23 protein-coding genes and 1 tRNA gene are annotated in these 24,698 nt (G+C 62.0%); 11 read left to right on the top strand and 13 right to left on the bottom strand.

What is annotated here, in order from left to right; genetic code table 11:
* Positions 1-2 precede the first annotated feature (2 nt).
* Together P0Y65_03230 and P0Y65_03225 are read left to right on the top strand one after the other, a co-directional pair.
* Complete coding sequence (locus P0Y65_03230) at positions 3-1,331, top strand: MFS transporter (protein WEK05287.1); 1,329 nt, start codon at positions 3-5, stop codon at positions 1,329-1,331.
* Between the two features lie 134 nt (positions 1,332-1,465).
* Positions 1,466-2,395 (top strand): LysR substrate-binding domain-containing protein, encoded by a 930-nt coding sequence (locus tag P0Y65_03225; GenBank protein WEK05286.1) that lies wholly within the window; start codon positions 1,466-1,468, stop codon positions 2,393-2,395.
* A 136-nt stretch (positions 2,396-2,531) separates the two neighbouring features.
* On the opposite strand, the gene P0Y65_03220 is transcribed toward P0Y65_03225, so the two are convergent.
* The 5 genes from P0Y65_03220 to P0Y65_03200 form a co-directional block, all read right to left on the bottom strand.
* A complete protein-coding gene (locus P0Y65_03220; protein ID WEK06714.1) occupies positions 2,532-3,560 on the bottom strand; it encodes an ABC transporter ATP-binding protein in 1,029 nt (342 codons plus the stop codon).
* Positions 3,561-3,617: 57 nt separating this feature from the next.
* Positions 3,618-4,457: an ABC transporter permease subunit gene (locus P0Y65_03215; GenBank protein ID WEK05285.1), complete on the bottom strand. Its 840-nt coding sequence runs from the start codon at positions 4,455-4,457 to the stop codon at positions 3,618-3,620.
* A gap of 11 nt (positions 4,458-4,468) precedes the next feature.
* Positions 4,469-5,335 carry an ABC transporter permease gene (locus P0Y65_03210; GenBank protein ID WEK05284.1) on the bottom strand — a complete coding sequence of 289 codons (867 nt, stop codon included), beginning with the start codon at positions 5,333-5,335 and terminating at the stop codon, positions 4,469-4,471.
* Positions 5,336-5,401: 66 nt separating this feature from the next.
* Complete coding sequence (locus P0Y65_03205; protein ID WEK05283.1) at positions 5,402-6,703, bottom strand: PotD/PotF family extracellular solute-binding protein; 1,302 nt, start codon at positions 6,701-6,703, stop codon at positions 5,402-5,404.
* Positions 6,704-6,944: 241 nt separating this feature from the next.
* Positions 6,945-7,451 (bottom strand): flavin reductase, encoded by a 507-nt coding sequence (locus tag P0Y65_03200; protein WEK05282.1) that lies wholly within the window; start codon positions 7,449-7,451, stop codon positions 6,945-6,947.
* A gap of 175 nt (positions 7,452-7,626) precedes the next feature.
* On the opposite strand from P0Y65_03200, the gene P0Y65_03195 reads away from it, so the two are divergent.
* Entirely contained in the window at positions 7,627-8,619 is a 993-nt protein-coding gene (locus tag P0Y65_03195; GenBank protein ID WEK05281.1) for an asparaginase, read from the top strand.
* 63 nt (positions 8,620-8,682) lie between these two features.
* Here the strand turns inward: P0Y65_03195 and P0Y65_03190 are convergent, their stop codons facing one another.
* The 6 genes from P0Y65_03190 to P0Y65_03165 form a co-directional block, all read right to left on the bottom strand.
* A complete protein-coding gene (locus P0Y65_03190; GenBank protein WEK05280.1) occupies positions 8,683-9,231 on the bottom strand; it encodes a cysteine hydrolase in 549 nt (182 codons plus the stop codon).
* Positions 9,228-9,728 carry a flavin reductase family protein gene (locus P0Y65_03185; GenBank protein WEK05279.1) on the bottom strand — a complete coding sequence of 167 codons (501 nt, stop codon included), beginning with the start codon at positions 9,726-9,728 and terminating at the stop codon, positions 9,228-9,230. The genes P0Y65_03190 and P0Y65_03185 overlap by 4 nt, the downstream gene beginning before the upstream one ends.
* A 28-nt stretch (positions 9,729-9,756) precedes the next feature.
* Positions 9,757-10,872 carry a pyrimidine utilization protein A gene (gene rutA, locus P0Y65_03180; GenBank protein ID WEK05278.1) on the bottom strand — a complete coding sequence of 372 codons (1,116 nt, stop codon included), beginning with the start codon at positions 10,870-10,872 and terminating at the stop codon, positions 9,757-9,759.
* A 31-nt stretch (positions 10,873-10,903) separates the two neighbouring features.
* The gene (rutA, locus tag P0Y65_03175; protein ID WEK05277.1) at positions 10,904-12,028 is read right to left on the bottom strand and encodes a pyrimidine utilization protein A; all 1,125 of its coding nucleotides are present in this window, start codon (positions 12,026-12,028) and stop codon (positions 10,904-10,906) included.
* A 53-nt stretch (positions 12,029-12,081) separates the two neighbouring features.
* Positions 12,082-13,179 (bottom strand): pyrimidine utilization protein A, encoded by a 1,098-nt coding sequence (gene rutA, locus P0Y65_03170; GenBank protein WEK05276.1) that lies wholly within the window; start codon positions 13,177-13,179, stop codon positions 12,082-12,084.
* 187 nt (positions 13,180-13,366) lie between these two features.
* A tRNA-Ile gene (locus P0Y65_03165) sits at positions 13,367-13,442 on the bottom strand.
* Positions 13,443-13,568: 126 nt separating this feature from the next.
* Here P0Y65_03165 and P0Y65_03160 point away from each other — a divergent pair.
* The 7 genes from P0Y65_03160 (at position 13,569) to phoB (ending at position 20,867) form a co-directional block, all read left to right on the top strand.
* Positions 13,569-14,324, top strand: coding sequence for an IclR family transcriptional regulator C-terminal domain-containing protein (locus P0Y65_03160; GenBank protein WEK05275.1), 756 nt, complete (start codon positions 13,569-13,571; stop codon positions 14,322-14,324).
* 325 nt (positions 14,325-14,649) lie between these two features.
* Entirely contained in the window at positions 14,650-15,663 is a 1,014-nt protein-coding gene (locus P0Y65_03155) for a substrate-binding domain-containing protein (protein ID WEK05274.1), read from the top strand.
* A gap of 71 nt (positions 15,664-15,734) precedes the next feature.
* Entirely contained in the window at positions 15,735-17,120 is a 1,386-nt protein-coding gene (gene pstC, locus P0Y65_03150) for a phosphate ABC transporter permease subunit PstC (protein WEK05273.1), read from the top strand.
* Entirely contained in the window at positions 17,117-18,481 is a 1,365-nt protein-coding gene (pstA, locus tag P0Y65_03145; GenBank protein ID WEK05272.1) for a phosphate ABC transporter permease PstA, read from the top strand. The genes pstC and pstA overlap by 4 nt, the downstream gene beginning before the upstream one ends.
* A 68-nt stretch (positions 18,482-18,549) precedes the next feature.
* Entirely contained in the window at positions 18,550-19,332 is a 783-nt protein-coding gene (gene pstB / locus P0Y65_03140; protein ID WEK05271.1) for a phosphate ABC transporter ATP-binding protein PstB, read from the top strand.
* A 16-nt stretch (positions 19,333-19,348) separates the two neighbouring features.
* Positions 19,349-20,050, top strand: a complete 702-nt coding sequence (gene phoU / locus P0Y65_03135; protein ID WEK05270.1) for a phosphate signaling complex protein PhoU — start codon at positions 19,349-19,351, stop codon at positions 20,048-20,050.
* 115 nt (positions 20,051-20,165) lie between these two features.
* Positions 20,166-20,867 (top strand): phosphate regulon transcriptional regulator PhoB, encoded by a 702-nt coding sequence (phoB, locus tag P0Y65_03130; GenBank protein WEK05269.1) that lies wholly within the window; start codon positions 20,166-20,168, stop codon positions 20,865-20,867.
* A gap of 81 nt (positions 20,868-20,948) precedes the next feature.
* Here phoB and P0Y65_03125 read toward each other — a convergent pair whose 3' ends face one another.
* Together P0Y65_03125 and P0Y65_03120 are read right to left on the bottom strand one after the other, a co-directional pair.
* The gene (locus P0Y65_03125; GenBank protein ID WEK05268.1) at positions 20,949-22,574 is read right to left on the bottom strand and encodes an MFS transporter; all 1,626 of its coding nucleotides are present in this window, start codon (positions 22,572-22,574) and stop codon (positions 20,949-20,951) included.
* A 133-nt stretch (positions 22,575-22,707) separates the two neighbouring features.
* Entirely contained in the window at positions 22,708-23,661 is a 954-nt protein-coding gene (locus tag P0Y65_03120) for an SDR family NAD(P)-dependent oxidoreductase (protein WEK05267.1), read from the bottom strand.
* 90 nt (positions 23,662-23,751) lie between these two features.
* Between P0Y65_03120 and P0Y65_03115 the strand changes: the two genes are divergently transcribed.
* Positions 23,752-24,696 (top strand): AraC family transcriptional regulator, encoded by a 945-nt coding sequence (locus tag P0Y65_03115; protein WEK05266.1) that lies wholly within the window; start codon positions 23,752-23,754, stop codon positions 24,694-24,696.
* The last annotated feature ends 2 nt before the right edge of the window (positions 24,697-24,698 follow it).

Below are 24,698 nucleotides of genomic sequence, written 5' to 3'. Positions count from 1 at the left end.
CGATGAACCAGATGGCGCCACCGGGACCGGCGAAAGCCGTCAAGACGCGCATGCGCGTACCCAAGGCGCTGGGTATCCGTAACTTCCGCATCTATTTCACCGGCACGGCCATCTCCGTGCCCGGCACCTGGATGCAGTTGACGGCGCAGGCCTGGCTGGTGCTCAACCTGACCAATTCGCCCGTCGCCCTTGCCATCGTCACCTCGCTGCAATTCCTGCCGATCTTCGTCTTCTCGCTGATCGGTGGCGCCATGGCCGACCGCTTTCCGCGGCAGAAGCTAATGTTCGCCACCATGTCCATGGGCGGACTGCAGGCAGCGGTGCTGGGCGTCCTCTGCCTCACTGGCCACATCCAGATCTGGCACATCTATATTCTGGCGGTCACGCTGGGCATCATCAACGCCCTGGACGCGCCTTTGCGCCAGACCTTCATCAGCGAGCTGGTGCCGGTCAGCCATCTGCCCAATGCCATCGCCATGGGCTCGCTGGCGCAAAACCTCGGCCGCATCATCGGACCGGCTCTGGGTGGACTGGTTATTGCCGCGCTTGGCGTCGGCATCGCCTATCTCATCAACGCGCTGACTTTCGTCGCCGCCGTTACAGCCCTGGCCATGTTGCGCCGGGACGAATTCCAGCCGCAACGCAAATCGGGCAAGCAGCCGCTCCTGCTACAGGTGCGCGAGGGGATCGGCTACGCGCGGCGCACTCCCACCATCCTTTTCCTGCTGATTGCCACGGCCTTCATCGGCCTCTTCGGCCAGAACTTCACCACCATGGTGCCTCTGATCTCCACCTATCTGGTGCATGCCGATGCGGCCGCCTTCGGCGTGCTCAACTCCTGCCTCGGCACCGGCTCCTTCCTCGCCGCGCTGGTGATGACGACCCGCGGCGCTCCATCCACCCGCCGCATCCTGCTAGCCGGCACCTGTTTCGGCATCGTGCTGGTGGCGATCAGTTTCTCCAGCAGCCTGCCGCTGTCGGCCATCCTGTTCGTGGCCGTCGGCGCCTCGGCGGTCACCTTCTCCGCCTCGGTCAACACGCTGCTGCAACTGCGAGCGCCACCCGAAATGCGCGGACGCCTGGTCAGCATGATCAGCCTGCTGATCCCCTCTCCCATCGGCCCCCTCCTGACCGGCGCTGCCGCTTCCGCCTTTGGCGTGGGCTGGGCGGTGCTGGGCAATGGCCTGCTCTGTTGCCTGGGAATCGGTCTTGCCTATGCCTATCTGCTCAAGCACCGCAGCTCGGGCACCTATTCCGAATTCGTGGCACCGCAGGATGAGCCAGAGCTTGCAGAAGCACAGCTTGATACCGCCGAGCGCGGCATCAAATAGGCAGGCCGCTGCCGCAGAATTGCTCGATTGCACAGTTTCTAGCCAGTCGCGAAAATTGTTTATGATTTAGGCTTGTCGTAGCAAAATTGTCATGGTCTGCTGGCTTTCGGGAGGAGAGGCAAGCGAGGCTTATCATGAGACGTCGTGTCCCTCTTAACGCGGTTCGGGCCTTCGAGGCCGCCGCGCGCTACAAGAGCCTGGTCCGTGCGGCGGACGAACTTTGCGTGACGCCAACGGCCGTCAGCCACCAGATCCGGTTGCTGGAAGACTTTCTGCAGACCAAGCTGTTCCTGCGCAAGAACAGCCGTCTGGAATTGACTGCGGATTCAAGAGCATGCCTCGGCAAGCTCACCAATGCGCTTGACCTGATCGATGAGGCCCTGATGTCGCTCAAGGAGCCGGAAGACGTGCGTCAGCGTCTGATGGTGGGTGCGTCGGCTTCCGTAGCGTCTCACTGGTTGTTGCCGCGCATGAGCAAATTCGTCGGTGAGGCGCCCGACATTGACGTCACCATCACCACCTTCATTCGCCGGCAGGAAATCGAGAACGAAGGCGCGGACCTCTGGATCTGCAACTGGCAAACCGCTATCGACCGCCGCATCGAGCCGCTGATGGAAGAAGAAATTGTTCCCGTCTGCGCCCCCGAACTGGCCGCACGCTACGGCAACAATCCAAGCGACATCCTGCGCGCAGTGCCGCTGATCCATATCGATCGCCGTGAAGTCGACCAGAACGGTCCCTATCCAGACTGGGGACGCTACTTGCGCGAATTCGGCATCAGCCGCAACGATATCGTCAAGGGCCCCCGCTTCAATCAGGCTAGCCCCAGCATCGAAGCAGCCAAGATCGGCCTCGGCGCCATCCTGGGGCGTTCGCTGCTGATCGAGGAGGCGCTGGCCTCTGGCACGCTGGTGCAGATCGGCGAGGCCTATCCCATCCGTAGCCCCTACTTCATCGTCTCCCCCTGGGCCCCCACGGCGCCCGGCATCGTCAACCGCTTCAAGGACTGGCTCTACGATCAGGTGGCCCAGCCGATGGCAACAGGCGCTGTCGTCCCCGCCTGAGTCTCCAAGACCGGCCCCGCAGGAACAACGGAAAGGCGCCCCGCAAAACGGGGCGCTTTTCGTTTGAGGGGCAGAAAAAAGGCCGCCCATGGGCGGCCAGGTGGGCGTCAAGCCAGGAGGAACTCGATGAGCAGGATCAGGCAGCAGCCTCGAGCGGCCATTCGTCATCCCGCGTCCAGGACAGCACCACCTGCTCGCCGACCGACGGCGGATCCGAGAAGAAGCGCGTGTCTGAAATCAGAGCGCAAAGATCCTCACCACCCGCGCCGCGCAGATTGATGCGCACGATCGGCCCCTGATATTCCACGCTCACCACGGTCGCCGGCACGCTTGGACCTGGCGCAACATCCACCAGGCGACATTTGTCGGCCCGCACGGCAAAGGTCTTGCCGTCGCGGGTGATGACATTGTGGCCACCGATGAACTTGGCGACAAACGCATTGGCCGGCTTTTCGAACACATCGCGGGCCGATGCCGCCTGCTGGATCTGTCCAGCATTCATCACTACCATGACATCGCTAAGCGCCAGCGCTTCCTCCTGGCTATGGGTGACATGGACAAAGGTGATGCCAAGCTCGGTCTGGATCCGCTTGAGCTCGGTGCGCATGAGCACGCGGAGAAAGGGGTCGAGCGCCGATAGCGGCTCGTCAAGCAGCAGCACCTTTGGCCGGGTGATCAGCGACCGCGCCAGCGCCACACGCTGCTGTTGGCCACCCGACAGATGTGCCGGCATGCGATGCGCCAGATGGTCCATCTGCACAAGCTTGAGATAGTCCATCGCCTTTGCGTGGCGCTCGGCCTTGGACACTTTTTTGAGCTTGAGGCTGAAGGCGACATTGTCGAGCGCGCTGAGATGAGGAAATAGCGCATAGCTCTGGAACATCATTGACGTGCCACGCTCGGCCTGCGCGGCATTGGTGATGTTCCTGTTGTGGATCAGCACGTCGCCATCACTCACATCTTCATGACCCGCAAGCATGCGCAAGGTCGTGGTCTTGCCACACCCCGAAGGCCCGAGCAGGCAGCAATAGCTGGCTTTGGGAATGCGCAGCGAGATCGTGTCCACCGCCCGCGCCCCGCCGTCATAGGACTTCGAGACGGCGACCAGTTCGACGTCGTATTTGATAGCCTCGTCGGCAGGTGCGGCAGCCACATCGGCGACCATGTTCTTTGCGCTGAAGTCGGTATCGATTTTCATGCTGTGGTCCTCGGATTTGCTGGATCAGGCGTGCTGGCTGGAAAGCCTGAGCTGGCGCCGCTTGGTCAATGTGGTGGAAAACAGAAGGGTCGCGATGACCAGGGTGAACATGAAGAGCGTGGTGAGCGTGCCCACGGCGAACATCACCGGGGTCGTCGCTGCGCCCAGTAGGCCCGTCAACTCCATCGGCATCGTATTGCCCGTGCCGATATTGAGGCCCGCGCGCGCCGCCTCTTCATAGGACGAGGTGAAGCCGGCCATGAACATTCCGACGACGCCAGGCAGGATCAGCGGCAGGATGACATATTGGAACCGCTGGAAGGACGTGGCGCCGAGATCGGTGGCCGCCTCCTCGAAGGCCTTGTCCATGCGCCCCAGGATGATGAACATGATGAGCATGGCAAAGGGCAGCGACCAGGTGAGCTGCGCGCCGATCCCCGAATACCACCACTGCGGGCGCATCCCGAGCATGTTGAGCGTCAGCGAGATGCCGAAGCCGACGAAGATCCCCGGCACGATCATGCTGATGATTGCCGAGTAGAAGACAAAATTCCCACCCGGGTAACGGCGCCGGAAGCTCATGCCCACCGCCACGCCGATCAGCATGGTCAGCAGCGCCACGATGGCGCCCAGCCGCAGAGAGCGAATGAAGGAATTGTGGATGTCCCCAACACCACGCCCGCCAGCCGTGAACAGCGTCTCGAACCAGACCGTCGAAAAGCCGCGCATCGGAAAGCTCATGCCCCCATCGGGTCCCTGAAAGGACAACAGGTAGACGCAGAACATCGGCCCATAGAGAAACAGCAGGAAGGCCGCGAAGATAAACGACAGGACGTAAAAGGAAGTCGTGCGCCTGGTACCCATTCCAGTCTCTCCTAGCGTGCCAGTTCTTTGCGGATATCGACGAAGCGCAGCAGCAGTCCCACCATGGTCAACACGACGACGAGCAGGACGACCGACTTGGCCGCGGCGGGCGGAAACTGGAAGGCATTGATCTCGTTCATGATTGCCACGGCCGGCGTATTGACCTGATTGCCGCTCATCGCGCGCACCAGGAAGCCATCGCCCATGACGGCCGTGATGATGAATATGGTCCCCACCACAAAGCCTGGCTTGATTAACGGGATGATCACCTCGACGATTGTCTGCCATTCCGTGGCGCCCTGGTCCCAGGCCGCCTGGATCACGCTGGGACTGATCTTGGCCATCGAATTGGCGATCGGCCCGGCCATGGCCATGGTCAGCATGTTCACATAGACCACGATGACCGAAAATTCCGAATAGAGCAGCCAGGAGATCGGCTGGTCGATGAGGCCCGCGCCCATCAACGCCTGGTTGACCAGGCCTTCCCGGCCCAGCAGCGGCACCCAGGAAATCATGCGGATCGGACCCGAGGTCCAGAATGGAATGGCGCAGGCCGCAAGGAAAATGGCGCGCCATATATTCGAGCGGATGTGGAAGATCAGATAGTATGAAATCGTGAAGCCCAGCACCAGCGTAATGGTCCACACATAGGCCAGCTGCCGGAACACGGTGACATAGGTGTCGATGGTCAGACTCGACCGCAGCACATCCTGCCAGTTGCCGAGATAGAATTCGGGTATGATCTCGGCAAAGCCGAAGTCCATGAAACTGACCACCACGATGATCCCGAGCGGGATCAGCACCAGGCAGGTCATGATCAGGGCGAAGGGTGCGGCTTGCAGCCATGATGCGGCACGGGGCGACACATAGGTGGTCATCGGTGGGGCTCCAGAATGACGCGGCCCCGGAGCATGCTTGCCCCGGAGCCAGGCAGATGATGCAGATCAGGCAGCCATGAAATCCTGCCAGCGGCGGACCAGGTAGCGGTCCTCGTCCATCAGCGTGTTCCAGATGCCGACATTACCCATGCGATCCCAGAGCGAACCGCCGTCGCGCACGGCGCCGGCCTTCTCCATGACCTTGCCGAAGGGGTCGATGATGTCGGCCGTGGCCGCCTTGCCCTCGTACCAATAGCCATAGTCGTTCTCGCTGAGCTGTTCCTTCATCAGGTCGGGAACCGAGGAGTAGAAACCCTGGCGGGAGAAGTAGACGCCGTTGAAGCCCGAGTTGCACCAGTTCATGTATTCCATGACGCAGTCGCGGCGCAGCTTGTCGCCACCGTCCAGATGCGCCATGGCGGACTGGAAGATATACCAGCCACGCGAACCTTCCTTGAGCGGCAGGTATTGGCATTCGATGCCGCGGGTGCGCACTTCGGTCACCGCCGGCGCAAACATCGACTGCAGCACGACTTCACCCGATGCCATCAATTGCACCGACTGATCGAAATTGGTCCAGAAGGAGCGGAAGTGGCCGGCGCGCTTGAGCTCGATCAGCAGGTCTATGGTCTTGTCGATTTCCTCGCGGGTCATGTTGCCCTTGTCGACATAGGTCATCAGACCCGCCGCTTCGAGCGCCACTGCCGCGTCCGGCACGCCGACGTTGACACCATCCTGCAGCGCCACCTTGCCGGCAAATTCGGAGTTGAACAGGTCGCCCCAGCTTTCGACCTTGTGCGGAACGAGGTCCGGGCGCACGCCGAGCGTATCGGCATTGTACATGATCGGGATGCCCACCAGCCAATCGGTCGGCGTCAGAGAGTATTCTTGCGCGGATTGATCCGCCCAGAATTGCGACTTGATTGGCGCATAGCCCTGCATGGAATAGGGATTGCCGTCGGCATAGGTGCCTTGGGTGAACAGCGGCACCGTCTTGTCCCAATAGCGGTACTCACTGACCGGGATCGGCATCAGGATGCCGCGGTTCTTGAAGTAACCCATATTGGTATTGCCGAAGTCGGCGACGTCGATGGTCTCCGGCTGGGTCAGCATGCGGTTGATCTGGGTCGTATTGTCCAGCGTCTGCATCTGGACGGTGAAGCCGAGATCCTTGTTGGCCTGTTCGGACACGGTCGGATTGGTCGTGTAGATCGACCCGACATGGGTGATGGTGATGTCCTTGCTGGCCTGGGCCCAATATGTGGGAAAGCCCGTGATGGCGCCAGAACCGATGGCAGCGCCCACGCTAGCCGCCGCGCCCTTCAGCACGCTTCTGCGGGAAAGGCCTTTCTTCTTGATCTCAGTCATCTCGTTTCTCCGGTGACGCTGCAATTGGGGCTGGCAGCTCTTGTCCAGAGGTGAGCTTCGAATGAAGTTCCTGTGCCGACAAATGAGATAAATTCACAGGTAGGCAAGAGCTAGATTTCGGCTGCGCCAGACGCAGGGCAGCCCTGCCGAAATGTTTGAAAATAATGCGAAAAAAGCGAGAGCCGACGCCTCGGCGTCGACCCTGAGGTGACGTTGCAAAAGTTTTCAGCCGGTCACCGGTTCAACTGGCGACGGAAAAGACCTGCTGCTGTTCCGCCAGCAGGCGATAGCGACCATCGAGATAGACCAGCGGGCGATTGGCCTCGGCCCAGAGTTCGACGGAGACAATTTCGGCCAGGAAAATCGTATGTGACTGATAGGGCACCATTTGGCGCACTTCGCAGTCAAAACTCACCATCGCGTCTACCAAGGCAGGTGCGCCGGTGCGCAGGGTCTGCCACTGATCGTGGTCAAACCGCTTCTCGCGATCGACGGGGCTGGAAAAGCGGCCGGCAACCTCTTCATGGGCGTCGGCCAGGATATTGACGCACAAAATACCTGCCTCTGACACATGGTCATGAGCCGATGCAGTCTTGTTGATGCAGACCAAGAGCGTCGGCGGATCAGCCGTCACTGAATTCACCGTCGTAGCGACCAGCCCATGCCGCACGCCCTTATTGACTGTACTGATGAGTGACACGCCTGCCGCAAGCCGTCGCATACCCAGTTTGAAGTCTTGATTGTGCATCAGCCGCTCCTACCGTGCTGCCCGAAATGCAGCGAACATAGGCAAACTATCCGCCCAGCTCATTTTTCAGCCAACTGACCATTTCTCACGCTGCTCAATGAGATTTTCTGGACTGCCGAACCCTGCCATTGCGGCCTAGCCTGCATCGACAACTATCGCGCAGGAAATGCACCCCATGAGAAAGATAGCCTTCATCGGAACGGGCGGAACCATCTCCTCGATCGGCACTGGCCCATTGGACATCGTGCACTACGGCGCCCACAAGATGATGCTGCCGGCCGGCGACATCATCGCAGCCGTTCCCGAGGTTCAGGATGTTGCGCAGGTCATTGCTGTGCCCTTCGCCAATATCCCCAGCCCCAACATTGGCTTTGCACAGTGGAAGGAAATTTCCGCGCTCTGCTCCAAGCTGATGGCCGAAACCAAAGACCTCGCCGGCATTGTCATCGGCCACGGCACGGCGACGCTGGAGGAGACGGCCTATGCCCTCGGCCTGACACTCAAAGTGTCCATCCCCGTCGTCATCGTCGGTTCGCAGCGCCCGCTCAGTGGCCTGGGCAGTGATGCTTCGATGAACCTTGTCAACGCCGTGCGCGTGGCGGCCGATCCCGAGTCACTGGGCCGTGGCGTGCTGGTTCTGCTCAACGACGAAATCCATGCCGCCCGCGAAGTGACCAAGACCGCGACCTACCGCCTGCAAACCTTCCGCGCACCGGACTTTGGCATGCTCGGCTATGTCGACGGCGCGGCGGTCACCTATTATCGGCGCACCGAGCGCAAGACGGCGCCCAATACCGAATTCGACCTCGCGACGATGGACACCCTGCCGCGGGTCGATATTGCCTATGCCCATACTGACGGTGATGGCGCAGCCATCGACGCCTATGTCGCCGCTGGTGCGCGAGGCATCGTCTCGGCTGGCTTCGCGCCCGGCATGTCGCCTCCCGGTCAGCTTCAGGCACTCGAGCGCGCTGCTGCGGCCGGCGTCATCGTGCTGCAATCGACGCGTGCCGGCAGCGGAATGGTGCATGACAGCGCCCGGCTGCTCGAGCTCGGCTTCATTCCCGCCGACAATCTCAACCCGCAAAAGGCCCGCCTTCTGCTCGCCCTGGCACTGACCGTGACAAGCGACCGCAGCGAGATCATGCGCATCTTCAAGACCTACTGAGACTGACCCGACAGACGAAAGCCCCCGGACCAGATCCGGGGGCTTTTTTTGGTTTTGAAGCCTTCAACTGATCGAGGCGATGAAGCTGGCGGAATCGCTGATCTCGGCCTGCCGCGGCAGGATCTTGGTCAGCAGGAAGTCGTGCACGGCCGGATCATTGTCCCCCACGCAATCGGCCAGGATGGTGACGGCAAAATCCATGTCGGCCGCCATGCGGGTCGTGGACAGGATGACGCCGCTGGTGGAAATGCCGGTGAGCACGAGATGATTGGCCCCGAAGGCCGACAGAATAACCGGCAAGTCGGTCCCATAGAGCGCGCCGACGCGGTGTTTTGTGACCACCGGTTCACCCTCAATCGGCGCCAGTTCGTCAATCACGCTCGGATTGACCAGCCGGCCGGCTGCCTTGACCGCGGAAAAACCCTTGTTGTTGGCCGAAACCTCCGGATAACCCGGCCGAAAGCCCACCACCACATAGGCGACCGGCACGCGGGCCTTGCGGGCCGCATCGAGAACCATCTTCGTATTGGCGATGGCCGCAGCCGCATCGTGGCCGGCGACGATCTCATGCTGGAAATCCATCACCAGTAGGGCAGAACGCTTCTCCGTCACAGGGTCTTGCCCTTGTAGGAGACCATTGGGCTCGTGCCTTCGGTCGCAGCGAAATCCCTGACCCGGCCCAGCACGATCAGCGTGCCGTGACGCTCGATGGTTTCTTCGACTTCGCAGTCGATGACGCCCGACGCCCCGTCGAGCACCGGAGCGCCGGTCGTCAGCTTGGTCCAAGACCCCAGCGTGAAGCGATCGGCGCCCTTGAGCTCGCCCTTGCCCCCGAACGGGCCGGCGAGTTCCCCCTGCTCGGTCGAGAGATAGTTGATGGCAAAGTGCCCGCCTTCAAGAATGGCCGAGACGGCAGAGGTATTCTTGTCGACCGAGATCATCATGGTCGGTGGACTGGCGCAGAGGTGGGTCGCTGAAAGCGCGAGGAAACCACGCGGTCCGTCATTGCCCTCGGCGGTGACGATAGCCGTCCCCACGGCACGCAGGCCAACCGCCTGCCAGAAGGTGCGGACATCGATAACCCGTTCGGGCGACATGACTTCAGACATGATGGTCTCTCATTTCGATGGCTTGGGTTCAGGCCGCAGCCTGAACCGTCTTGCCGTTGCGCGACTTCATGAGCGGCTGGATATACTGACCGAACTGCTCCATCCCGATGATGAAATCGTCGAAGGTCAGCATGATGCCTTCGATGCCGGGTTTCTCGGCAATCTCGTCCAGCATGCGCGCAACATTTTCGTAGGATCCGATCAGCTTCAGCATGCCGTTCGGCTCGGCGGTTTCCCGCTTTTCGAGCATTTCCTTGGCGCGCCGCGCCATGCCACCAGCCGTAGAGTTGGCGGGTGCATTCTTGTCCGCACCGGACTGTTCGCCCATCCACTCGATCGCCTCGAAATCGGTGCCGGCCTTGTAGTGTTCCCACTTGGCCATGGCCATCTCGTCGGTGCGATCGGCGATGATCATCAGGAGCGTATAGGCACCGACCTTGCGCCCATAGGGCTTGGTCACGTCGAGCAGGCGCTGGGCGTTGTCGCCAGACTTGGCCGTCTCGTTGATACCGCCACCGGCACCAACGAAGTTATAGTCGCACAGCTCACCCACGAACTGCATGCCGCGATCGCTCGCACCAGCTGCGACGATCTCGATCGGGGCGGACGGACGCGGCGACAGCTTGCAGTCGTCCATCTGGAAATACTTGCCCTGGAAATTGGAGGTACCGGTCTCCCAGAGCTCCTTCATCACCTTCACATATTCCTCTGCATAGGCGTAGCGGTCGCGGAAGTGTGCATCACCGGGCCAAAGTCCCATCTGCTGGTATTCCTTGGGCTGCCAACCCGTCACGATATTGACCCCGAAACGGCCGGGCGCGATGGAGTCGATGGTGGAGGCCATGCGCGCCGCCAGCGGTGGCGGCAGGGTCAGCAGCGCAATCGAGGCATAGAGCTTGATCTTCTGGGTGACAGCGGCAATGCCGGCCATCAGGGTGAAGGCTTCAAGGTTATGCTGCCAGTATTCGGAAGGCCCGTTGTAACCGCGCAGCTTGATCATCGCGAGGGCGAAATCGAGCCCGTAGTGCTCGGCGCGCTGCACGATGGTCTTGTTGAGGTCGAAGGTCGGATAGGTTTCCGGTGACGTGGTCGAAATCAGCCAGCCGCGGCTACCGATCGGGATGAAGACGCCTATTTTTACCATGGCTGGTAGACTCCTTTGGTCGATGATGAAATCAGGCCGCGTTCTGGTTGGCGGCGGCAATGGGCTTGGCGCGGCTGCGCATGCGCGGCTGGATATATTGGCCGAACTGCTCGATGCCGGTGATGAAGTCGTCGAATGTCAGCATGATGCCGCCCAGGCCCGGCGTTTCCGCCATGACATCCAGCATCTTGGCGACATTCTCGTAGGAGCCGATCAGGCGCAGGCCATTGTTGGGCTGGGCCGCGGCCGGATTGCGCATCTGCTCGAGCGTGCGGGCCGCCATGCCGCCGGCGGTCGAATTGGCGGCGGCCTTGCTGTCCTGCGACGATTGCGAATGGGCCCAGGCAATGGCCTCGTGGTCAGTGCCCTTCTTGTAGTGCTCCCACTTGGCGAAGGCCAGTTCGTCGGTCCGGTCGGCGATGATCATCGCTCCGGTATAGGCCTGCACATTGCGCCCGGTGGTTTCGGCGATCTTGGCGAGGCGCAGCACATTGGCGCCGGCCTTGTCGGGCTCGTTGATACCGCCACCCGACGAAACGAAATTATAGTCGCAATGCTCGGCCACGAATTGCATGCCGCGATCCGAGGTGCCGGCGGCGACAATATCGATATGGCTCGACGGACGCGGACTGAGCTTGCAGTCGTCCATCTGGAAGAACTGGCCCTGGAAATTGGAGGTACCGGTCTCCCAAAGTTCCTTCATCACAGTCACATATTCAGTGGCATAGTCGTAGCGCTGCGCGAAGTGCGCCTCGCCCGGCCACAAGCCCATCTGCTGGTATTCCTTGGGCTGCCAGCCGGTGACGATGTTCACCCCGAAGCGGCCCGGCGCGATCGAGTCCACGGTGGAAACCATGCGGGCGACCAGCGGCGGCGGCATGGTGAGCAGCGCGATGGACGCATACAGCTTAATCTTCTGCGTGACTGCGGCAATGCCGGCCATCATCGTGAAGGGTTCGAGATTGTGCTGCCAGAATTCGGACGGACCGTTATAGCCGCGCAGCTTGACCATGGAGAGCACGAAGTCGAGCCCGTAATGCTCGGCGCGCTGGCAGATGGTCTTGTTGAGGTCGAAGGTGGGATAGGTCTCCGGCGACGTGGTGGACATGATCCAGCCACGACTACCGATGGGAATGAAAACGCCGATCTGGACCATAGGGCCACTCCATCAAAATTGGGTGGACGGGCGCCCGGAGGCGCCCGTGGCAATCAGGCCGCAGCCTGGTCACCCTTGAGCGCGGCATTGCGCGACTTCATCAGCGGCTGGATATGCTCGCCGAACTGCTCCATGCCGGTGATGAAGTCATCAAAGGTCAGCATCAGGCCCTTGATGCCGGGAACGGCAGCGATCTCGTCGAGCATGCGCGCGACATTTTCATAGGAACCGATGATCTTGGTCATGCCGGTCGGCTCTGGGTTTTGCACGCCGAGCTTGAGCTGGCCGGCTGTCGAATTGGCGCCAGCCTTGGTGTCTGCACTGGCCTGGCTGGCCTGCCATTCGAGCGCCTCGATATCGGTGCCGGTCTTGTAGTGTTCCCACTTGGCAAAGGCGAGCTCGTCGGTGCGGTCAGCGATCACCATGATCAGCTGGAAGGCGCCGGTGTCGCGGCCATGCTTCTTGGCCGCCTCGGCAACGCGACCAGCCACGTCGCGGCAGCCATCGGTCTGGTTGAGGCCACCGGCAACCACGAAATTGTAATTGCCATATTGAGCGACGAAATCCATGCCAGCCGGGGACTGGCCGGCACCCACGATCTGGATCGGGGCCGAGGGACGCGGCGACAGTTTGCAGTCGTCATACTGAAAGAAGTCGCCCTTGTGGTCGGACGTACCGGTCTGCCACAGCTCCTGCATGATCTGCACATATTCGGTGGCATAGTCATAGCGACGCGCGAAATGCTCGGGCGTCAGCTCAAGGCCCATCTGCTGGTATTCCTTGGGCTGCCAGCCGGTGACCATGTTCACCCCGATACGGCCGGGCGCGATCGAATCGATGGTCGAGACCATCCTGGCAACCAGGGCCGGCGGCATGGTCAGCATGGCAACCGAGGCGAACAGCTGGATCTTCTTGGTGACGGCGGCAAGGCCAGCCATCAGCGTGAAGCTTTCCAGATTGTGCTGCCAGTATTCGCTGGGGCCGTTGTAGCCGCGCAGCTTGATCATCGCGAGCGCGAAATCGAGCCCGTAATGCTCGGCGCGCTGCACCACGGTGCGGTTGAGATCAAAACTCGGATAGGTCGCGGGCGACGTTGTGGAGATCAGCCAGCCGCGGCTGCCGATGGGAATGAAGACACCGATTTTGGTCATGGCGACGGCTCCTGCAAGACCTGCGTTGCCCATTTGTGAGGCACAGGCTTCGTGTTGATGCAGGAATGCTCAACCGTGGCGATGGAAATGCCAATGGACTATTCCGATTTTGCGCGCTGAGATTTTCTCACGGCGCGCAGGCGCAGGGCGAGAGCCGATTGAAGTCGGCGAACAGGAAATCGGAAAGTGGTGGGCCCACCAGGACTCGAACCTGGAACCAGACCGTTATGAGCGGTCGGCTCTAACCATTGAGCTATAGGCCCACGCTCCGCCTCTTAGCAGGGTGACAGCCACTGGCAAGAGGGAATTCTCGCGCGCCGGCCATGGCGATTTTGATCGCGCCCCACCTCAGGCTCGGCTAAGTACCAGCAAGGCATTCGGGAGCCAGCATGCGCGAAGGCGACATTATCCATGGCCTGGTCAAGGGCCTCTCCGTCATCGAGTGTTTCGATGAGGAACACGCGAGCCTCTCGATCACCGATGTCGCCAATCGCACCGGTCTCGAACGCGCCACGGCCCGCCGCTGCCTGTTGACGCTGACCCATCTCGGCTATGCTAGCTACGACGGCAAATTCTTTCGCCTGACGCCCCGCGTGCTCAACCTGGGCCATTCCTATCTTGCCGCCACGCCCCTGCCCCGCATGATTCAGCCCTTCCTCGAAGAGCTGTCCGGCCAGACCAACGAAAGTTCCTCGGCCGCCGTGCTCGATGGCACCGAAATTCTCTACATCGCCCGCGCCTCCTATCGTCGGGTGATGTCGATCAATCTGGGCGCCGGCGCTCGCCTGCCCGCATATTGCACCTCAATGGGTCGCATCCTCTTGGCCGCCATGTCGCCAACCGCCGCCCGCGATATTCTCGAACGCTCCGACCGCGTCGTCTATACCGCAAGGACCAAGGCTGATCTCGACGCCCTGACCACCGAGCTTGCCGTTATCGCCGCCCAGGGTTTTGCCGTCATCGACGAAGAACTTGAGCTTGGCCTCTGCTCGATCGCCGTACCTCTGTTCAATGCCTCCGGCCAGATCGTTGCCGCACTCAATATCGGTGCCCAATCGGCGCGTGCCTCGACCTCCTATATGATCGCCAACTTCCTGCCCCTGATGCGCAAGATCCAGGCAGATGTCCGCCCGCTACTCCGCTAGCGGCAAGTCTCGTACAACTGTCACATTGCCCGGCTAGGCTTTCGATCACAGCCTGGAAGATTCCGACCCTGCGCCCTTGGCCAGCCGGATCGGGCACCAGTCGAAACTTGTCGCATTTCTCTGTCACATAACGACCTGCGATTCCGCTTGTTTCGTAAATAGGCGATGAAAATCATCGTATTAACCTGTCACAAACGCGTCACGGAACAGCAATAAAACTGTCGTCGAGGCCTCATATGGTCCCCCTCGTCAACGGCGGTTCCGGGCAACTCTCTGCCGGACCGACCAGCCAGATTTGAACTGAATTCGAAAAAGGGAAATCCCTATGAAGATCGCACTCCACGCCAGTGCCGCCGTGATCGCGCTTGCCGCTTTCGGCACGACTGCCGCTTTCGCTCAGTCGCGTGACACCATCCAGATCGCTGGTTCGTCCACCGTTCTCCCCTTCGCCTCGATCGTCGCCGAAGAATTCGGCGCTTCCTTCCCCGAATTCAACACCCCGGTTGTTGGCTCGGGCGGCACCGGCGGCGGCTTCAGCCAGTTCTGTGAAGGCGTTGGCGAAAACACCATCGACATCGCAAACGCATCGCGTCCGATCCGTGACGGCGAGCGCGAAGCTTGCGCCGCCAATGGCGTCAGCGACATCCGCGAAATCCAGTTCGGCTTCGACGGCATCGTCTTCGCTTCCTCTGCTTCGGGTGCTGATTTCGCCCTGACCCCGGTTCAGGTCTTCAAGGCAATCGCCGCCAAGGTTCCGGTTGATGGCGAACTCGTCGACAACCCCTACACCACCTGGGATCAGATCGACCCGTCGCTCCCGGCCCAGCCGATCGCCCTCGCGATCCCCGGCTCGAACCACGGCACCCGCGAAGTGTTCCAGGAACGCGTCGTGACCCCTGGCGCCGAAGCTGCTGAACTGCCCGAAGGCCTGTCGGACGACGAAATCGAAGCCGTCGAAACTACCTTCCGTCAGGACGTGGTTGTTGAAATCGCCGGTGACTACACCGAAACTCTGGCTCGTCTGACCTCGGATGCCAACACCGTTGGCGTGTTCGGTCTCTCCTTCTACGAGCAGAACAAGGACACCCTCAAGGTCGCAACCGTCGATGGCATCACGCCGTCGCTGGAAACCGTCGCTTCGGGCGAATACCCGGTTTCGCGTCCCCTGTTCTTCTACGTCAAGGGCGAGCACATCGGCACCATCCCTGGCCTGGCTGAATACACCGAGTTCTTCCTGTCGGAAGGCGTTTCGGGTTCGGGCGGCGCTCTCGAAGCTGCTGGCCTGATCCCGCAGCCTGCTGAAAAGACCGCTGAAGTCCTCGCTGCCTTCCAGCAGTAAGAATATTCCGGGGCTGCGCCAATGGCGCGGCCCCACCTCTCTTCCGCGGCCAGCAAGGAAAGCCAGCCAAAGTGAACACCGTCATCGTAGCCGGTCTCCTTATCGTCATGCTTGGCTTCGCCTATCAGGTCGGATGGACCAAGAGCCGCGCCCTTGTCGGCGGCACAGCCACAGCATCCAAGGTCCACTCGCGACCGCAGTATCATGCATCGCTGGTCATTATCTGGACGCTGCTTCCCGCCCTGCTCATTCTGGCTCTCTGGGCCTATTTCTCCCCGGGCGTCGAGCGCTGGTACATTGTCTCCCAGATTCCGGCTGACGTAATCGCCAACCTCAACCAGGCCGGCCTCAATTCCCAGCTGGCGCGCATCCGCGACCTGGCTTCCGGCTTCGGCGTGGCTGGCGAGCTGCAGCCCTTCGAACAGGCTGCCGGTGAAAGCGTTGCCCGCTTCCAGCTCCTCAACTTCCTGATCATGATCGGCGCCGCAGCTGGTCTCGGGGTCCTCGGACTGCTCTATGCCCGTGGCCGCATTGCGCCGCGTCTTCGGGCCCGCAACGAGGTCGAGCGTGCCGTCAATCTGGCTTTGCTCGCTTGCTCTGCCGTGGCCATCCTCACCACTGTCGGCATCGTCGCCTCCCTCGTCACCGAAGCCTTCCGTTTCTTCACCTTCATCAACCCGCTGGACTTCTTCTTCGGCACCGTCTGGGCTCCGAAATTCTCGTCCACCGGCACTGGTGATGCTGGTCAATATGGCCTACTGCCCCTGCTCTCGGGCACCCTGATGATCTCGCTGATCGCCATGCTCGTGGCAGTCCCTGTCGGCCTGATGGCGGCGATCTATCTCAGCCAATATGCCCATCGCACGGTTCGCGCCGTGGTCAAGCCGATCATCGAAATTCTCGCCGGCATCCCCACCATCGTCTACGGCTTCTTCGCCCTGGTGACCGTGGGCCCCTTCCTGCGCGATACCGGCTCTGCGGTCGGCCTCTCCGTCAGTGCCACCAGCGCTCTCACCGCCGGCCTCGTCATGGGCGTGATGATCATCCCCTTCATTTCCTCGCTCAGCGACGACATCCTCAACCAGGTGCCGCGCACCCTGCGTGATGGTGCCTATGGCCTGGGCGCCACCAAATCCGAAACCATTCGCAACGTGCTGCTACCTGCGGCCCTCCCCGGCATCGTCGGCGCCTTCCTGCTGGCCGTCAGCCGCGCCATCGGTGAAACCATGATCGTGGTGCTCGCCGCCGGCAATGCGCCCATCCTGCGTGGCAATCCGCTCGAGCCGGTCTCCACCATCACCGTCTCCATCGTCAACCAGCTCACCGGCGACACCGATTTCACCGGCCCCCAGTCCTTGGTTGCCTTCGCTCTTGGTCTCACCCTCTTTGTGATGACCCTTTGCCTCAACGTCGTTGCCCTCTACATCGTCCGCCGCTTCCGGGAGCAGTACGAATGACCACCAAAGTCACCAACCCGTCCCCGGCGGTTAACGAGCGCACCCAGCGTATCCGGGCCGGCCTGCGTCGCCGCCACCTGAGCGAAACCATCTTCCGCAACTGTGGTATCGTCGCCATCGTCGCAGCACTCGGCTTCGTCGCCATTCTCTTTGCCGACGTCCTGGCCAAGGGCATCCCGGCCTTTACGCAGTCCAACCTGCACCTGACGGTCACCTTCGACGAATCCGTCATCAATCTCGATCCACCACCGGCCCGCATCGCCGGCCAGTCCGATGCCGACTTCCGCGCCGCCAACCTGGCCTGGCAGCGTCAGGTCGCCATGCTCAACTGGAACAATATCGTCGAGGCCTCGCTCCGTCAGGAAGCTCCTGCCGGCTACGAGATTGATGCCCGCCAGCTGTTGACCATCGCCGAAACCGACGCACGTCACCGCATTCGCCAGATTTTTGTCGACAACCCCAGCCTGCTTGGCCAGACCGTTGAAGTCGACGTCCTCGCCTCGGCAAATGCCGACAACTGGGTCAAGGGCAATATCAATCGCGAACTGGGTGACAACCAGCAGCAGCTGGCCGCGCCGACCCGTGCCCTGATCGATACATTCGAGGAAAACGGCACCATTACCCAGGGCTTTGCCTGGTCGCTGTTCACCAACGTCGACTCGCGCTCCGCTCCAGCCTCCGCTGGTCTTCTCGGCGCCCTCATGGGTTCGCTCTGGATGATGCTCATTGTCATCATCCTGGCCGTGCCGTTGGGCGTGGGCAGCGCGATCTATCTCGAAGAATTCGCACCCAAGTCGCGTCTGACTGACCTGATCGAAGTCAACATCAACAACCTCGCCGCCGTGCCCTCCATCGTCTTCGGCCTGCTCGGCGCTGCAGTCTTCATCAACTGGTTCCGCCTGCCCCTGTCGGCGCCGCTCGCCGGTGGTCTGGTGCTGACCCTGATGACCCTGCCCACTATCATCATCGCCACCCGTGCTGCCCTGCGCGGCGTCTCTCCCGCCCTTCGCCAGGCGGCCCTCGGCATGGGCGCGAGCCGTACGCAGATGGTCTTCCACCATGTGCTGCCGGTCACTTTCCCCTCGATCCTGACTGCCACCATCATCGGTGTCGCTCAGGCCCTGGGTGAAACCGCCCCGCTCCTGCTGATCGGCATGAACGCCTTCGTCGCCGCCGTCCCGGGCACACCCGTGGATCAGGCTACCGCCCTCCCCGTCCAGATTTACCTCTGGCAGGGCAATGAAAACCGCAACTTCTTTGAAGCCCGCACATCCGCTGCCATTCTCGTGCTGCTCGGCTTCATGATCGCCCTGAACGCCATCGCAATCTTCCTGCGCACGCGCCTCGAAAAACGCGCTTAGAAGGATTAGTCCAAATGGATATGCTTGCCGGCAAAGTGAAAATGACTCAGCAGACTGTGAACACTGCCATGAACCCGACTGACGCGATCGAACGCCCCATCCGCCTGACCGCCAAGGACGTCACCGTCCACTATGGTCAGAAGCAGGCCCTGCACGGCATCTCGATCCAGATCCCGGACCGTGCCGTGACGTCCTTCATCGGACCTTCGGGCTGCGGCAAGTCGACCTTCCTGCGCTGCATCAATCGCATGAACGACACGATCGAAGGCGCCAAGGTCGGCGGTACGATCAAGCTCGACGGCGAAGACATCTATGCTCCCGATCTTGACGTCGTGGAACTGCGCGCCCGTATCGGCATGGTTTTCCAGAAGCCCAATCCCTTCCCCAAGTCGATCTACGACAACGTCGCCTATGGCCCGCGTATCCATGGCCTTGCCAAGTCCAAGACCGACCTGGACGAGATCGTCGTGTCCTCGCTCCGCAAGGCCGGCCTTTTCGAAGAGGTCAAGGATCGCCTGGCCGAGCCCGGCACTGGTCTCTCCGGCGGTCAGCAGCAGCGCCTGTGCATCGCCCGCGCCATCGCCGTTGGCCCGGAAGTCATCCTGATGGACGAGCCCTGCTCGGCCCTCGATCCGATCGCCACCGCCATCATCGAGGAACTGATCGACGAACTGCGTGAAAACTACACCATCGTCATCGTTACCCACTCCATGCAGCAGGCCGCCCGCGTCTCGCAGAAGACGGCTTTCTTCCACCTGGGCAATCTGATCGAGGAAGGCGTCACCGAAGACATCTTCACCAATCCGGTCAACAAGCAGACCCAGGACTATATCATGGGCCGTATCGGCTAAGGATCAGGACACCACTATGGCCACCGAACATATCGTTTCGTCCTACAATGACGAACTCGTTGCCCTCGCCCAGATGATCGCCGAAATGGGCGGTCAGGTCGAGGTCGCCATCGACAACGGGACCAAGTCCCTGCTCAAGCTTGACCGCGAACTGGCTGACGTCACCATCATCGCCGACCAGCGCATCGACGACATGCAGCGCAATATCGACGAGACCGCCGTCTCGATGATCGCCCGCCGCCAGCCCATGGCATCGGACCTGCGCGCCATCGTCACCTCGATCCACGTCGCTTCCGACCTGGAACGCGTCGGTGATATGGCCAAGCAGCTGGCCCGCCGCTCGCTCAAGCTCGAAGGCATCACCCTGCAGCCCACCTTCTACAATGGCGTCAAGAACATGACCGCCCTTGTGCTGCGCCAGATCAAGGATGCCCTGGACGCCTATGCCAGCCGCAATTCTGCTGCTGCCGTGGAAGTCTGCAACCGCGACGACGAAGTCGACGCCATGTACACCTCCCTGTTCCGCGAACTCCTGACCTATATGCTCGAGGATCCGCGCAACATCACCGCCTGTACCCACCTGCTGTTCTGCGCCAAGAGCCTGGAACGCATCGGCGACCACGCCACCAATATTGCCGAACGGGCCTATTATCTGCAGACCGGCAAGCAGCTGACCGCCGACGAGCAGGATCTGCACCGCACCCAGATCAAGGCATAAAGCCTGGAATATCCCGCACCGGACCATCATCCCCTCTCGGGGGCATTACAGGGGTGATGGTCCTCATTGAATTGTACTGACGGCAGCCGTGACTGCCGTTTGATGGAGCACGCCTATGCCCGCGACTATTCTCGTTGTCGAAGACGAGGGCGATATCGCCATCCTGCTGCGCTACAATCTCGAGGCCGAGGGCTTCCGCGTCGTCACCGCCGAAACCGGCGACGAGGCCCAGCACGCCATCCAGGAAAAGCTGCCTGACCTGATCCTTCTTGACTGGATGCTGCCCGAAATCTCCGGCATCGAACTCTGCCGTCGGCTGCGCGCCCGCGAGGAAACCGCCCGCGTGCCGATCATCATGCTCACCGCTCGCGGCGAGGAAGAAGAACGCGTCCGCGGCCTCTCGACCGGCGCTGACGACTATATCGTCAAGCCCTTCTCCGTGCCCGAGCTGGTCGCCCGCATCCACGCCCTGCTGCGCCGCGCCAATCCCAATCTCGTCACCGCCGCCCTCAAGGTCGGCGATCTCGAACTCGATCGCACCACCCACCGCGTGCGCCGCGCCAATCGCGACGTCCATCTCGGCCCCACCGAATATCGCCTGCTCGAATATTTGATGCGCCACCCTGGCCGCGTCTATTCGCGTGAGCAATTGCTCGACGGCGTCTGGGGCAATGACGTCTATGTCGACGAACGCACGGTCGACGTCCATATCGGCCGCCTGCGCCGCGCCATCAACCGCGGCCGCGAAACCGACCCGATCCGCACCGTCCGCGGCGCCGGCTACGCCTTCGACGAACGCTTCGCCCAGGTGGCCTGACCTCGAGAACAATCGAGGGCATCAATTTAAGTCAATCCCGCACCGGCGGGGATGACTTGTTATGCGCGGCCGAAATGGGGATTAAACTTCAGGGGTTTCGCGCAGCGGCGTATCGTCATCCAGTGGCACCGTCTGCCGTTCGATGAAGCGCCGCGCCTGCGGCAGTTCGGCCCCGCGATGTAGCGCCCGCAACTGCTCGATATTGTCCGCATCCGCCTTGGTACGCCGCAGATTATGCCGCACATAGTCGATCCAGGTCGGAACGTGGTAGCTCTCGGTCCAGGTTTCTGGATGTTCGAGGTCTCGCAGCAGCACCCATTGCCGCGCCCCGTCGCGAATGCGGATATGCCGGCGATCCTGCATCAGCGCCAGAAATTGCGGGATGTCCGCCTGATCGATCTGATAGTCCACCATCACCATGATCGGCCCGCTGCGCGGTCGGAGGTCGAGCTTGAGCACCGGCTCGTTGAACGTATTGAGAGGATTGAGATCGCGCGCATTGAATTGCGGCAGTGGCAGGCGGAAACCCACCAGCGCGCAGGCCAGCATGGTCGCTCCTGCAATGGCCAGCGCCATGTCCGGTCCGATCGCATCGGCGCTCAGGCCCCAGATCCAGCTACCCGCTGCCATGCCGCCAAATGTTGCAGTCTGATAGAGCGATAGCGCCCGCCCCACCACCCAGCGCGGTGACGACAGCTGGATGGAAACATTGAACAGGCTCAGCGCCAGCACCCAGCAGGCGCCCGCCGGAATGAGCGCAAAATGGCTCAGCAACGGATCGCGGCTATAGCCCAGCGCCACACTGCTCAGCGCAAAACCCACGCAGGCCAGCCGCACGATGATCTCGTTACTGAACCGCTCGCGAATACGGCCATTGAGAAACGCCCCGCCAATCGCCCCGAGCCCGAAACAGCCCAGCAGCGTGCCATAGGCCAACGCGCCGCCCCCCACGTAATCGGCTGCCACCGAAGGCAAAAGCGCCAGGATTGCCGTGGCCGAAAAGCCGAACAGGAAGCCGCGCAACAGCACTGTGGTGAGGTTTGGCGACAGCGACACATAGCGGATGCCGGCCCACATGGCGCTGCCGAAATTCTCGCGCGGCAGCCGATTGGGCACCCGCTCCGGTTTCCAGCGGCTGAGCGCAAACAGCAGGGGTACATAGGAAAAAGCATTGACTGCAAAGGCCGCCGCCGCACCCGCGACCGCCACGATCAAGCCCCCCACTGCCGGACCGACGCTGCGCATCATGTTGAAGCCCATGGCATTGAGCGTGATGGCGCCCGGCAGGTCGCTGCGCGGCACGATATCGCCCATCGACGCCTGCCACGACGGATTGAACAACGCCGTGCCACAGCCAATCAGGAAGGTAAAAGTGAGCAATAGCCACGGGTTAAGCAGACCGAGGAAGGCAAGTACCGCCAGTATCAGCGACACCACCATCATGCCACTCTGGGCGATGATCATCACCGTTCGCCGATCGAAATTATCGGCCAGGGCCCCGGCAGCAATGGAAAAAACCATGATCGGCAGCGTCGTCGACGCCTGCACCAGCGCCACCATATTATGCGACGTGGTCAGCGTCGTCATCATCCAGCCGGCACCCACCGACTGCACCAGTCCACCCAGATTGGACACCAGTGTCGCCAGCCACAGCAGCCGAAATGTCTCGTGGCGAAAGGGGGCTAGGACGGACGGGCGCTCAGTCATCGGACTTCCTTACGTTCCAGGTCTGTCTAGGACTCGATGACCCGAAGTGGCAAGCCCACCTGTGCAGCAATGCGCGAAAAGCCGCCGCGATGCCTCGCGACGGCTCTCCGTGAAAAATGGCGTCTGACCTGATCTAGCCGGCGAACGCGTTGACGCCGGTCAGCTCCGCCGAAATCGCCCACAGCCGCCGCGCGCTCGCCCCGTCAACGGCATAGGCCCGTACCCCGGACTCTCCCGGCACGGTGGCAATCGGGGCGATGTCGCAATCCTCGCAATAGACGCCGCCCAGACCCTCCAGCTGCGGCGATGTTGCGGCCCAGACCATGGTCGATGCCCCCTGTTCCGGCGTCTTGAAATCGGGGTTGATGCCTTTGCCCTCTGCATCCACCCAGCCCAGTGCCATCTGCTCCTCGCGCGGCATGTGGCGCTGCAGCGGCGTCACGATGCCACCCGGATGCAGCGCGAAGGCGCGCACGCCATCCGCCTGGCCGAGGCGGTCCAGTTCCACGGCGAAGAGGACATTGGCGGTCTTGGCCTGCCCATAGGCCTGCCACTTGTCATAGCCCGTGGCGAACTGCAGGTCGTCCCAGCGAATGTCGGAAATGCCATGCCCGCCCGAAGACACCGACACCACGCGCGCCCCGCCTTTCAATACCGGCCACAGCCGGTTGATCAGCGCGAAATGCCCCAGGTGATTGGTGGCGAACTGCGCCTCCCAGCCCGGGCCGACCCGGGTTTCGGGCGTCGCCATGATGCCGGCACTGTCGATCACCATGTCGACATGCCGGCCTTCCGCCACCACGCCCTCGGCAAAGCGGCGCACGCTCTCGAGATCTGCCAGGTCCATTTCGGCAACACGGACGCCCGCAATCCCGCCCAGCGCCAATCCCGCCGCTTGCGCCCGGCGCGCCGGGACGATGACGTCCGCACCGGCCCCGGCGAGTGCGCGGGTCGCCTCGATGCCGATGCCCGAATAGCCGCCCGTGACCACCGCCAGCTTGCCAGAGAGATCGATACCCGCCAGCACCTCGCTGGCCGTGCTGCGCATCCCGAAGCCGGAATGAATGGGAGACTGTGCTGTGGTCATGACGTATCCTTTCGTTCTGCCCCCTACATAGGCCCTCGCACCCGGCCGATCTATGTGCTAGCGTTCGGCATTCCTTTGCGATCGTCCCGAATGGTCACAGATCCACTTTCCGATATCCTCGCCCTGCTGCGCCCGCGCAGCGCCATCAGCGTCGGCCTCGACATCGCCGGCGACTGGTGCTTCAGCTTCCCCAGCCATGTCGGCATCAAGTTCAACGCCGTCATGCATGGAGAGTGCTACCTCCGCATGGACGGAAGCGAGACCTGGCATCACCTCCGTCAGGGAAGCTGCTTCCTGTTGACGCTTGGCCTGCCCTTCACTCTGGCCAGCGACCCGTCGCTGCCGCCCCGGCCAGCCGCCATTCTCTATCGCGACGTGACCGGCCCCGTGGCCAACTTCAACGGCGGCGGCGATCTGTTCCTGATCGGTGGGCGCTTCACCTTTGAAGGCGAAGGCGCTGCCCTTCTCGCCGCACTGCCCCCGGTTCTGCTGCTCGACAGCGTCTCTCCCGAAGCCTCCGTCCTGCAATGGTCGCTGACCCAGCTGACCGACGAACTGCGCCAGCATCGTCCCGGCGGCGCGCTGCTGTCCGAACATCTTGCCCACCTCATGCTGGTGCATATCTTGCGGCTCTACCTCGAAAGAGCCGCCCCCGGCGAAGTCAGCTGGCTGCAGGCCCTGGCCGATCGCCATCTCGGCCGGGCGCTATCGGCCCTCCACGCCGAGCCGGCGCGGAGCTGGACGCTGGCCGAGCTTGCCGCCCGCGCCGGGCTGTCGCGCACCGTCTTTGCCGAGCGGTTTCGCAGGGTCGTCGGCCTGTCGGCGGGGGACTATCTGATCCGCTGGCGGATGCTGCTGGCCCGCGACCGGCTGCGCCACACCGCCGATGGCATTGGCCAGATAGCGCTCTCGGTCGGCTACCAGTCCGAAGCCGCGTTCAGCACCGCCTTCAAGCGCGTTACCGACCTCTCGCCCCGGCAGTATCGGCGCGGCATGGACGCGACACCACGCATGCTAGTGTCCACGTCTTCCTGACG

The organism is Candidatus Devosia phytovorans (genome assembly GCA_029202405.1).
GTDB lineage: Bacteria > Pseudomonadota > Alphaproteobacteria > Rhizobiales > Devosiaceae > Devosia > Devosia phytovorans.
This window is presented reverse-complemented; position numbering and strand designations above follow the sequence as displayed.

Coding starts and splice junctions, on each gene's coding strand:
- pstA (WEK05272.1), top strand. CDS start 17,117: ATGACCACCAAAGTCACCAACCCGTCCCCGGCGGTTAACGAGCGCACC.
- P0Y65_03200 (WEK05282.1), bottom strand. CDS start 7,451: ATGCACAATCAAGACTTCAAACTGGGTATGCGACGGCTTGCGGCAGGC.
- P0Y65_03195 (WEK05281.1), top strand. CDS start 7,627: ATGAGAAAGATAGCCTTCATCGGAACGGGCGGAACCATCTCCTCGATC.
- P0Y65_03205 (WEK05283.1), bottom strand. CDS start 6,703: ATGACTGAGATCAAGAAGAAAGGCCTTTCCCGCAGAAGCGTGCTGAAG.
- phoB (WEK05269.1), top strand. CDS start 20,166: ATGCCCGCGACTATTCTCGTTGTCGAAGACGAGGGCGATATCGCCATC.
- phoU (WEK05270.1), top strand. CDS start 19,349: ATGGCCACCGAACATATCGTTTCGTCCTACAATGACGAACTCGTTGCC.
- P0Y65_03215 (WEK05285.1), bottom strand. CDS start 4,457: ATGGGTACCAGGCGCACGACTTCCTTTTACGTCCTGTCGTTTATCTTC.
- rutA (WEK05276.1), bottom strand. CDS start 13,179: ATGACCAAAATCGGTGTCTTCATTCCCATCGGCAGCCGCGGCTGGCTG.
- pstB (WEK05271.1), top strand. CDS start 18,550: ATGAACCCGACTGACGCGATCGAACGCCCCATCCGCCTGACCGCCAAG.
- P0Y65_03115 (WEK05266.1), top strand. CDS start 23,752: ATGGTCACAGATCCACTTTCCGATATCCTCGCCCTGCTGCGCCCGCGC.
- rutA (WEK05277.1), bottom strand. CDS start 12,028: ATGGTCCAGATCGGCGTTTTCATTCCCATCGGTAGTCGTGGCTGGATC.
- P0Y65_03225 (WEK05286.1), top strand. CDS start 1,466: ATGAGACGTCGTGTCCCTCTTAACGCGGTTCGGGCCTTCGAGGCCGCC.
- P0Y65_03125 (WEK05268.1), bottom strand. CDS start 22,574: ATGACTGAGCGCCCGTCCGTCCTAGCCCCCTTTCGCCACGAGACATTT.
- P0Y65_03230 (WEK05287.1), top strand. CDS start 3: ATGAACCAGATGGCGCCACCGGGACCGGCGAAAGCCGTCAAGACGCGC.
- P0Y65_03210 (WEK05284.1), bottom strand. CDS start 5,335: ATGACCACCTATGTGTCGCCCCGTGCCGCATCATGGCTGCAAGCCGCA.
- P0Y65_03160 (WEK05275.1), top strand. CDS start 13,569: ATGCGCGAAGGCGACATTATCCATGGCCTGGTCAAGGGCCTCTCCGTC.
- rutA (WEK05278.1), bottom strand. CDS start 10,872: ATGGTAAAAATAGGCGTCTTCATCCCGATCGGTAGCCGCGGCTGGCTG.
- P0Y65_03220 (WEK06714.1), bottom strand. CDS start 3,560: ATGGTCGCCGATGTGGCTGCCGCACCTGCCGACGAGGCTATCAAATAC.
- P0Y65_03120 (WEK05267.1), bottom strand. CDS start 23,661: ATGACCACAGCACAGTCTCCCATTCATTCCGGCTTCGGGATGCGCAGC.
- P0Y65_03155 (WEK05274.1), top strand. CDS start 14,650: ATGAAGATCGCACTCCACGCCAGTGCCGCCGTGATCGCGCTTGCCGCT.
- P0Y65_03185 (WEK05279.1), bottom strand. CDS start 9,728: ATGTCTGAAGTCATGTCGCCCGAACGGGTTATCGATGTCCGCACCTTC.